At 47.6% G+C, this 10,033-nt stretch carries 8 protein-coding genes; all 8 read right to left on the reverse strand.

Going from position 1 to position 10,033, the window contains the following annotated elements; translation table 11 throughout:
• Positions 1–290: 290 nt before the first annotated feature.
• The 8 genes from CRENPOLYSF2_RS06325 to CRENPOLYSF2_RS06360 all read right to left on the reverse strand — a co-directional run bounded on the left by CRENPOLYSF2_RS06325 (position 291) and on the right by CRENPOLYSF2_RS06360 (position 9,801).
• Positions 291–2,024, reverse strand: a complete 1,734-nt coding sequence (locus CRENPOLYSF2_RS06325; protein ID WP_087143110.1) for an alpha/beta fold hydrolase — start codon at positions 2,022–2,024, stop codon at positions 291–293.
• Positions 2,021–3,823 (reverse strand): GMC oxidoreductase, encoded by a 1,803-nt coding sequence (locus CRENPOLYSF2_RS06330; protein ID WP_087143111.1) that lies wholly within the window; start codon positions 3,821–3,823, stop codon positions 2,021–2,023. Before CRENPOLYSF2_RS06330 ends, CRENPOLYSF2_RS06325 begins: the two co-directional genes overlap by 4 nt.
• A 64-nt stretch (positions 3,824–3,887) precedes the next feature.
• The gene (locus tag CRENPOLYSF2_RS06335) at positions 3,888–5,321 is read right to left on the reverse strand and encodes a Dyp-type peroxidase (RefSeq protein WP_087143112.1); all 1,434 of its coding nucleotides are present in this window, start codon (positions 5,319–5,321) and stop codon (positions 3,888–3,890) included.
• Positions 5,322–5,336: 15 nt separating this feature from the next.
• The gene (locus CRENPOLYSF2_RS06340) at positions 5,337–6,008 is read right to left on the reverse strand and encodes a hypothetical protein (RefSeq protein ID WP_087143113.1); all 672 of its coding nucleotides are present in this window, start codon (positions 6,006–6,008) and stop codon (positions 5,337–5,339) included.
• Positions 5,998–6,639, reverse strand: a complete 642-nt coding sequence (locus CRENPOLYSF2_RS06345; RefSeq protein WP_087143114.1) for a hypothetical protein — start codon at positions 6,637–6,639, stop codon at positions 5,998–6,000. The genes CRENPOLYSF2_RS06340 and CRENPOLYSF2_RS06345 overlap by 11 nt, the downstream gene beginning before the upstream one ends.
• Positions 6,632–6,886, reverse strand: coding sequence for a hypothetical protein (locus CRENPOLYSF2_RS06350; RefSeq protein ID WP_087143115.1), 255 nt, complete (start codon positions 6,884–6,886; stop codon positions 6,632–6,634). Before CRENPOLYSF2_RS06350 ends, CRENPOLYSF2_RS06345 begins: the two co-directional genes overlap by 8 nt.
• A gap of 10 nt (positions 6,887–6,896) precedes the next feature.
• A complete protein-coding gene (locus CRENPOLYSF2_RS06355; RefSeq protein ID WP_087143116.1) occupies positions 6,897–8,759 on the reverse strand; it encodes a cytochrome P450 in 1,863 nt (620 codons plus the stop codon).
• 109 nt (positions 8,760–8,868) lie between these two features.
• Entirely contained in the window at positions 8,869–9,801 is a 933-nt protein-coding gene (locus tag CRENPOLYSF2_RS06360) for a peptidoglycan-binding domain-containing protein (protein ID WP_087143117.1), read from the reverse strand.
• Positions 9,802–10,033 lie beyond the last annotated feature (232 nt).

Genomic DNA, 10,033 nt, shown 5'->3' on the forward strand with positions numbered 1-10,033 from the left:
AGTGTGCCGTTCATGCTTCGACAAGCTCAGCACGAACGGTGGCTGTAACTGTCCTAAGGAACGTGCATGAAATAACTTGAACAACTTAAACGCCACCACCGTTCGTGCTGAGCCTGTCGAAGCATGAACTTGCTCAAGTTATTTCGTGCGCGTTCCTAAGTTGAAAATGCTGTAGATAATAATATTGTGGTTAGGCTTTGTCTGAACGTATGATTCTCAGGTAAAGCCTAACTTCTATTTTTAGTTAAAACTGCTTAACTTGATAGCCGGATTGGTATTAGTCGATAGCTTTAATTTTTATGTTGCTCCAAAAATTCCACAAAACGTGGAAATATATCCTTATCGGCATTTTTGCCAATAATGACATCGGCATGGCCATAACCAGGAAATACATGCAATTGATGGCGATCCGGCACGATCTTTTGCAAGCGTTCGTGACACACAATATTGGAATCGAGAAACAGTTTATTCTCTTGTCCTGCAACGAATAACACCGGTGTTTTTATACTGGCCGCATGTTCAAAATAATTGTCCGGCAAGGCGCGGTATTGCGGATCGTTGGGGTTATATTTCACCGCAGTGTTATCGGCGTTAACCATCTTCAAGACATGGCGGTAGTAATTGACGCTGACACCACCGAATAAATCACCGACCCGCTGGTGGGTTACGTCGTGCAGGTTCTCGTGCATATACAGCACCGGAAAGCCATAGCCCCACATAAAGCTCAGCATGTGGCATTCCGGTGAATTACATTCCCGATGCACGGCGGAAACAGCAGTCGCCAAAACCTTGCCTGCCCCAAAGCCGGATTCACGACGCGAGTACGGATTGAGGTATTCAAGCCCTAATACATAGTCGGTCAGAAAGGGCCCCGCCAATAGTTTAAGCTTGGCGAAAAAAGGCACGCGCGGTGTTAAGGCTACGCCGTTGGCAATCACGCTACGCACGCCAGTGGTGGCCTTGCCGAACAAGCTCATCACGAAAGACAACGCGCCAAAGCAATGGCAGATGACATGAATACGTGCATCCGGTCCCACGGCTTGACGGACGGTATTGATGGCGGCCGGGTGGTCATATAAAGCCAAGTCATCGACATTGTAATTGTTGCGCCTCAAATTATAGGAATGGCGATTACTGATGCGGCCATCCATTGTCCAGACATCACCAAAACCATGATCCAGAAGATAACTGACCAAATTGTAGTTTTCCGGCATAATGAACATGTCGCTGGCGGCTGTTAAGCCCGGTATCAGCACCACAACATCCTTGCATTCGGCACGTTTAAAGCGCAACAGGCTCAGCCCTAAACGGTCAACCGTAGTAAACGGGTGGGTACTGATCTCGGCATCCTTAACGCCTTCGGTGGTAAACAAGGGGATTTCCCGCTCAAATGAGCCCATGCGCGGCATTAACGAGGGGCCATAAACATCCCACAATGCACCTAAAAAAAACGTACCAAACTTTTCCAAGGCCATAAAACGTTCTTTTGCCGTTGCAGCACCCGATTTGAAGGTCGTTAGCTGTTTGGCAAAATCCATGACCTCGATATGCAAAATGCCGGTGGCATGGGTTGTTAAATCAGGTTCCTGGATAGCTTCAACATGTCCCACAAAGAGATTGGTAAACAAGGTGGTGGTATCGCCCCAGATATCCAGTTCAGGATTGTTCTGTATTTGTTTCGTGCCACTGAGAGTCATGTCCTGGCCGCTGGCAGTTTTAAAAAACAACCGGTACAGCATTTTTCGCCGATTGCTGTCGGCGCTGTCGACAAACAAATTAAACACACCTTTTTCCACTTGGCAACGCCCACCAATTAAATCCCCTTCGACATAGCCGATGGCTGCGCATTGATGCTCATCCGAAGACAGGAAAGTATCCACATCTTCGGTACGGATGGTGAGATGGAACATAAAATGATGGCCATCCTGTTTGCCTTTATCAAAGCCTTCGGCAAAGGCTTTGGCATCTAGGCTGAGATAGCCCTTCATTGTTTCGGTGAATTCAAACGAAGTTGGCGCAGTCATGATTGCAGCTCCTGAACAATGGGTTGTGGGGCAGGAATGCCCAAGCTGGCATCCGGTTTAATACCGGTGATGCCTTCGGCTATCCATTCGGCGGTGGCGGTGATGGTGGCAATGGGGTTTGCCCCCACGGCACTGGGCAGTATCGAGCCGTCAGCAATATATAAACCGTGGTAACCAAAAGCTTCACCACGATGCTGCGGATCGGCACTGACCACGCCTTGTTCTGGGTTATCGGCCAGAATGCAGCCACCTAAGGCGTGTACGGTGACGTTATGGCGTACCGGCATATTCCAGGTCGGCAAAGGAATAAACAACTTGGCCTTAACAAATTCCTTGTAGCGATTGCCGGCATCCAAAATAGCCTGATAAACTGGCATACTGGTGTCTTGCGGCCAATCCAGGTCGATACGATTTTGCTTGTTTAAAGTTAACGTGCCGTCGCCGTGATCCAGACCCATACATAACAGCACACTGCTTTTATAGGACAGGTCACCTTTAAGCAGTTCATGAAATAGAAAGCCTAGCGACCCTGCCCAAGAACCGGTTTTGCAAAAGTTTTTCAGCCACTGCCAACCAGCTTTTAACAGGCGTAGGGTCTTGCGTAATAATCCGGCCGGAAACACCCCCTCAATATACCAGGCGAGGAATGAAGGGTAGCTGGCATCTTCAAAGACAAAGCCCTGGTTGCGTTTGAAATCTTTAAATAAATTGTAATCGGTGTATTGGGTAATAACGGGGCCGTAGTTGGGGTCGGCGGGTTTTTGGCCATCAGGGACGAAGGACAGGAAATCGCCGTTACCGGAAAACCAGCGACCCAATTGGGCACTTAGTTTTGGCAGGGTTTTGAAGACATCACGGCAACGTAGCAGCAACTCATTAGTACCGAAAGTACCGGCTGAGATAATGACCCGCTGCGTCTTGCAGCTTTGGACTTGCCCTAAGTTCAAATCCTTAAACTCTATGCGGTAGCCATGTGAGCCATTGGCACTGGCATCATCTTCACCGGCTACATTAAGCGGCACAATTTTATCAACCAGGCATTCGGTGCGGATTTTGCCGCCGTGGTGCTTTTCACCGGCGTGCAGATAGTTGAGATCCAGGGTATTTTTGGAATGGGTGTTACAGCCGACATCGCATTCCCCGCAATACGTGCAGGAGGTTTGTTGTGCGCCGTAGCGGTTTTTCTCCTGAACACCAATGTCCAAAGGCGTGTTGCCGCCTTCATAGCTGTACTGGTTGCCGAAAAATACGTTGATGTCGGCGAGCGTGCTGGTGCGGCCTTCGTGTTTGGCAAACGCCTGGAACAGTTCGGTGCGGATAATTTTACGGCGCGGTTCTTGTTCCCAGGACGGTACGGGCCTGGCTCCCAAGACGGCACGGGCAACATGGTAATAAGGTTGCAGCATTGCCTTGTTGACTGTGGCAGGCCAGCCTTGCTGGAACAATTCTTCAGGCGGCTCTAAAAACACATTAGCGTAGATCAATGAGCCGCCGCCTAATCCGGCGCAAAACAGCGCGTCCATTTTTTTAAACAGGCGCACGTCGAACATGCCGCGCAGGGATTGATTAGAATTTTTTCGGATATGCTGGGGACGGTCGATGTCTTCACCTTCCACATTCCAGAAGTTATTGGCTATCTGTTGCGGTGTGCGCGGGAATGAGCCCATCGGGTAACGTTTGCCGCGTTCCAGTAGCAAGACTTTATCCCCCCATTTTTGCGCTAAACGGCAAAAATTGACTGAGCCCCCAAAACCGCTGCCGATGACCACGGCTTCGTAATCCAATGTCCCATTTGTCATAACCAAGCCTCACTTTGTAATATTTATTTTCGTGATGTGAATGATGCGGTTCGTCAACATTGCTCTAAATCGTGCTGATTATCCCCAGTGCTATTTGCCTTAATGCCGTTAAACTGGGCACAAAGAAATAATCCCCGCCACGGGTGTTTACAAACGACGGCAAGCCGGTGCAAATATGCGGTGCGCGATCAGTTTTGCTGTCCCCCTGGATGACCATTTTGCCTTTGCCGTCGTTGTTGCCTAGCAAGGGGTCTTTATCATCACCCTGAAAAAAATCATTGCCGTAATGTACCCATTGCTGTTGGACAAATTCAAACTGGCGTTCAAAATTTGAATTCATAACTAAAAACATGATGCCATGTTCGTCGGTGTCATTGCCTGGTTGATCTTCCGGCGTGTGAACCCCATAGGTTAAACCACGGCGAATAATGCGTCTTCGATCCGCCAATTTACTAAACAACATGGCATCACGCGGATTCATGCGCCGAATGTGTGCGCCCATCGGACAGCGGCTGCCGTCCCTATCGTCTTTATAAGTAAAGCTATTGTTACGGTTAACATCGTCGGCCAAAATGGGGTCTTGTTTATCGGGCGACAAGGTTAACGGCGTGCCGTCGCGCCAACGCCCCACAAACTTTGCCGCCAGCAACTCTTTGCCGCCAGGGAATTTTTTGCTTTGTTCATTTAGGTAACAGCGAAAACTTGCTACATTTTGATGCAGCTTTCTAACTACCATAAACGTGCCGTTACGGGCAAGGAGATGGGGAATGGGAGCTAGCGGGTTTTCCGGTGATTCATCGGGATAACCCAATAAAAACTCACCTGTGGCTAACGGCACCCAACTGCCATCAGGCATTAATTTACCTCGGCCATCCACATGGGGAAACGGCATGCCTTTAAACTCAACATCGCTGATACCATCACGGTAACCGAAATGTTCGGTGTTAACGTATTGCTGGGTTGTGGGGTCTTTTAATCGGCCTGCATCTTCAAAGCCTAACACGCTCATGCCACTGCCAAGCCCCAATAGTTTGGCCAGTTGGCTGTAGTAGCTGTCGCGTTTGCTTTCATCGGCGGCAAATACAGCCAACCAAAGGTGTATGGATTTTTTGGGGTCGGCGTTGCTGTCTTGCCATACCTTATCCCATTTGCTAGGGTCGCTAGCGCCTTCATCACCCAATAAAATTTTACGTCTGGCCATGCCTTCTGCAAAAGCGCTGGGAAAGCTGATCAGGGAACTTGTGGGCAATCCTAATGCCATCAAGCCTTTAAAGCTGAGGGCAATATTTAAGGCGTGTTCCAAACCGGTAGCATCAGGCCAGACAGTGGACGCGGTGACGAGTTCGGTGAGTTTTTCCAGCGTAGAGCGTGCGGCATTGACCTGTTTGTCATCAATATGCACATAAACATAACGCGCACAGGGCAGAGGATAGCTGCGCATGATAAAACCCTGGATATCTTCAAGGTCGAGTGTCTCAACAGGTGCTTGAGTGGTCATTGTCTATCCTCTCCATTAAATGATGCTGCCAGCTGGGGGTGTGGGGGTATTGGCCAGGGTTTTATAAAACGCATAGAAATCCGCCTTGAGTTGCGCCGGTTCTGAGCCTTTAATATCCTGCGCTTTGATGGCAAAATGAATAAACTGCTTTTGTTCAAACAAGGATCGACGCACCTGTTCGGCGCTATTGTCTGGGTAGTCGGCAAAGAACAGACCACCACTGATCTGATATTTTTTAACAAAATCCTGAAAAGCTGGCAGTGTTAAAGGCTCAGGAAAATCGACGCAATGCCCCCAAATCTTGGTGATGTCCTCAGGCATGGCGGCAAACATTTGCTGTAAATAAGCATCCAGGTCGGCTTCGACTGAGCTGGCGTTGCTATTGCCAGTATCAAAAACACAGGAGAATAACAAATATTGGTTTTGCAAATGATCGTACAGCGCAGGCGCACCGATAAAAGGTAAATCATCAATTACATTAAACCGCGCATTGTGCGTTAACGGGATATTGGCGAGAGGGCTGTCAACATCAACCGGCGGTATTTTGGCCAAGGTGTTGCGTAGCTTATCCGCGTGGCCTTTTTTGATGGGTGCTAGCACCGTCAGGCCATAAGCCTGGCCATTTTTATTCAGCTTAAGGTTGATAGGTTTGGTTAGTTTGGACAACCAGGCACAGTTAATTGACATAAGGGGCTCCTTTCAATTCAGAGGCGGCTTGATGACGTTCGGTAAAACGTGGACCTGCACCGGTACTCATCAGGCTATTTTGTATACTAATGAGGAATTTGTTGTAGGCTAGCTTAAAGGCGGCAGGATCTAAATCTTTGTTGGTCGCAGCAAATTTATCGAGCGATTGTTTCAAAAAAATGGCGGCTTTGACATCCGTGGTCGCAGCGCCTGGATAAGCGTTATAGTAGTAATCGGTGTCGTATTGGTTCAGCCGGATATAACCCTTAAAGGGTGTCACCGGAACCGAGCCTGGAAACTTGACGCTCCAGCGCCAGATTAAATTAAGCCGGTCAGGCACAACATCTGAAAAGGCATCGATGTATTGATCCCAGGTACCATTAAAATTACTGAAAAATAGCAGATAGTTATATTTGACCTGTCCAGGCGGTTCGCCCAGCCAATTGTCGCGGTACACTACTTGCCAACGGGCATAATGGATAAAAGTGAGTTTTTTAAGGTTGCTCTCTGTTTTACTGATTCGACCTTGTATCAGGCTGTACAGTAAAACCGCCTGATTTATCCACGTTGTCCAAGGTTTAATGGGGCTTAATACAGAGAGCGCATAGGCTTTGCCAGCTAAATTAGACATAACGGTTCTCCTTAACAAAAGCTGGCTTTAACGTGTCGCTTATCTGTGCTTTAACCATATTACTGCTGGGCGTGGCAGTATTTGGCGATAGCAGGTAAGTTCCCATTGCAAGCAACGCCAGCATGGTTAAATAAACCTGTACAAACAAGCGTCGGTGATCTTCGCTGCTGGACATAGCAGTAAAGTAAAACAAAAATGCCAAAGCAATAAACGTGACGATCGCCACAAGTAAAAAGAGGGCTAACACGGTCTTCTCCTTAATGTTTACAGGTAAAACACACTTTAAAACTGATCGGATAATTATTTTGTGCATCCATCACAACATCTGATTGTCGGTTAATACCGTCTAGGCGCAAGATGGCTCGTAGCGATTCTTGCAAAGTTATTTCCGAGGCATAGCGGCCTAAGCATTTATGTCGACCGTAGCCGTGTTGCAGATAAGTTTGGCTCTGTGGCTCTTCGTGGTTGCGATCACCTGGCGACAGGTACGCGGTGAGCTGTTCATCACGCTTTACGTTAAAAGCTAACGGCTGCTTGATGACGCTGTTATCGCGCATGGCGGCGGCATGGGCGACAAACACCACTGTACCCTTGCGTATCAGAACACCCCCAAGTTCCGTGTTGTCTTTAACACAGACCCGTAACACAACCTCACCTTGCGGCTGCAAACGTAAGGCTTCCAGTGCATATTTCTTGAGCTGCTCAGAGGCATTGGCACTTTTGGGGTGCTCATCGGGAATGTGTGCCAAACTGACCGCACGCTCAAAACTGGAATCTTGGCGTGCGCTGTATTTGCCTTCTTTTAAACGTAACAAGGCATCGGTGACCCACGTCATGGCTTCTTGAGGATTGGCTACCGCACCCACCGCCGTGCCAAATACATTGGAACGTATCATCGAATCGGACAGGCGTTTTTCCAGCTCACCTGCGGGCAACGGTTGCCCTAATAAATCGGCAAATTCCTTGCTAAGCGCATCCGCTTGATTGGCCTGCACTGCGGCTTGCAAACGCAACAGTCGGGTGAGCATGGTATCGGGAATGCTTTCGCCAGCATTCAATTTAGGCTTGTAAAATTGAATCAGCTCATGCACGTAATTGCTCAAATACTCGGTAGCAATAATGCCACGGTCACGAAACTGCTGAAAATCAGGACTGGCGGGATTGCCGTTGTTGAAAATATTTCGGAAGGCATCCTGTATCCAGTCATGCAGATGATCCCAGGTAGGCACAATACCTTGGGTAATTTTTTGAAAAGTGAATACTTTTTGCAGACTGTCGCTTAAAGGCATGACATCGCCGCCCCGTAAACCCGGTAAAACCGACGGCTCACCTTTTGAACAGCCATGAACGCCCAAGTATTCGCTGACTATGCGTAGCGGGACATCACGGGCAATGGTTGCAACAATATCCACCGTATTAGAATCTGATGAGCGTGTGGCATGTAGCCAGTCATTGGCCGCTTTGCTGGCAAGTGTTGTCAGCAAAGCCTTATCGTTTGGTGTGACAACGTGGCGTAATAACACGCCGTCCAAACGATACAGCTCATCCTTATCGGTACCGAGCATGAAATGCGAAAAAGCCTGTGGGCATTTGGCCTTGTCATCGGTGGCACGAGCCATTTCTCCGGCATAGCGATCTACGGTGAATAAATCAGTTCTTTCCAAGCATTTAATGACGTGTTCATGGCGCATGACAATCACGGGGCCAATTACTGGACTGAAGATAGGCATGGTGGTTTTGGGCTGATCTAAAAGCTCTTGTAACATGACAAGTGGTTTGCTGGACAGCCACGTACCGATAACGCCCGCGACTGCCGCACCTCGTGCCTTTGCCGCGTTTGTAAATGTTTCCAATGCGCTATCGTAAGCTTGTTTATCTTGCAGGTACGCTGAGGGATGATTTATATATTTAGCGTCGCCAATCGTTGGCATAATGGGTGGCGCTAGCAGTGGGTGTGCGTCTTCTGCTTGTTTAATGCTGGCTAAAAATCCCAGAGATGCCCAGCCATTACGCGTATCGACAGGAAAAATGGGAATATCCATCGCGTGCATTAAAGAAATATCTGCTTGTTTTGCAAACGGACAGCTAGCGTTTTGTTTTAGCCACGAAATAATGCCCACGGCATCCCCCAAGTGATTGAATAAGATGAGCGCATTTTGTTGCCAACGGCTAAAAACTGCGTTCTATTATAAAAATCAGTACGTTATTAGGCGTACCATGTCTCGTTAATTAAATACCTTTACCGACTAATTTTTGTGACATGTTTTTATTCACTAAACAATGTGTGCCATCATTAGGATCTTCGGTACGGCGCGGACGTTTTAAGCGACACTCTGCTTTATCGCTAGCATTACGCACACCGTAAAAGCCATTAATGACGGCTTGCACTTGTTCATGATTAAACGCATGGGTTTGGCCAAACATAACAAACTGGAACACAAGCGGTTGGTGGGTGGTGACCCAAGAAAAATCAGCTGCTTTATCCAGTTTTCCGGTAGCACAGCCGCTATAAGAGAGGGTTCTGGATAGCTTGACACCGGTCGACTTGCCCGATGTCGCATAGGTGTAGCAAGCACGCGGCTTTGACATTTGGCAGTAGTAATGCAGTGTTAAATCAGACCAATGGGTGGGTGCGTAATTGGTTTTTAAACATTCGGACATGTATTTATAGCCTTGATTGGTATGGCCTGCTTGCCCTGCACGTCGACTACCAAATGTATCTGCACTTTTATTCATCGCTGCCAATATCGCCAAGCCAGGAATATCCAGATTGGCCGCTGCCGCATTCGCTTGATAGTTGGTATACGCGGTGTTACCAGTTAATAATGTATCTATGTCGGCTTGTTTAGTTAACACTCGCCAGTCTTGAATGGCATTTACCCTATCGACGGATACGCCAATGTTTAATTTTTGCAAGGTGGCTTCATCTAAAATACCACTGGTCGGTAAATTAGTTTTGGTTTGGAACGCTTTGATGGCTGATGACGTGCCTTTTCCTAATACACCGTCTAAAGTGCCTGGGCTAAAGCCTTGCTCAGTTAAATTGGTTTGCGCTTGGTGGGTGATGGGATTATAAGACGCTGCCATGCTGACTGTGGAATAGCCGCTTTGAATAAGAACCAGCAGGTATAAAAATAAGCTGCTTTTTAATATTAGTGCCATGTTACCCCCTAACAAAAAATGATGAGCGGTGTAATTGTAAATGACATTAAAATGGGCAGAGAGACTACCCAAATTTTTATTACATTGATTTTAAAACTTTTGCTACAGTTGTTCAGATGCAATTAAATAAAACGATACAAATACCCGACAGATTTGTGTATCGTGCAATGCTAGTACTTAGTCACTCTTTAAGTGTCGGATAAAGCTTTTTCAATTTTATCCGAGCATCCTC

Origin of the sequence: Crenothrix polyspora, from assembly GCF_900163755.1 — a bacterium.
GTDB classification, from domain to species: domain Bacteria; phylum Pseudomonadota; class Gammaproteobacteria; order Methylococcales; family Methylomonadaceae; genus Crenothrix; species Crenothrix polyspora.

Excerpts from the sequence above, each read along its gene's own strand:
- CRENPOLYSF2_RS06325 (WP_087143110.1), bottom strand. The coding sequence starts at position 2,024 with ATGACTGCGCCAACTTCGTTTGAATTCACCGAAACAATGAAGGGCTAT.
- CRENPOLYSF2_RS06330 (WP_087143111.1), bottom strand. The coding sequence starts at position 3,823 with ATGACAAATGGGACATTGGATTACGAAGCCGTGGTCATCGGCAGCGGT.
- CRENPOLYSF2_RS06335 (WP_087143112.1), bottom strand. The coding sequence starts at position 5,321 with ATGACCACTCAAGCACCTGTTGAGACACTCGACCTTGAAGATATCCAG.
- CRENPOLYSF2_RS06340 (WP_087143113.1), bottom strand. The coding sequence starts at position 6,008 with ATGTCAATTAACTGTGCCTGGTTGTCCAAACTAACCAAACCTATCAAC.
- CRENPOLYSF2_RS06345 (WP_087143114.1), bottom strand. The coding sequence starts at position 6,639 with ATGTCTAATTTAGCTGGCAAAGCCTATGCGCTCTCTGTATTAAGCCCC.
- CRENPOLYSF2_RS06360 (WP_087143117.1), bottom strand. The coding sequence starts at position 9,801 with ATGGCACTAATATTAAAAAGCAGCTTATTTTTATACCTGCTGGTTCTT.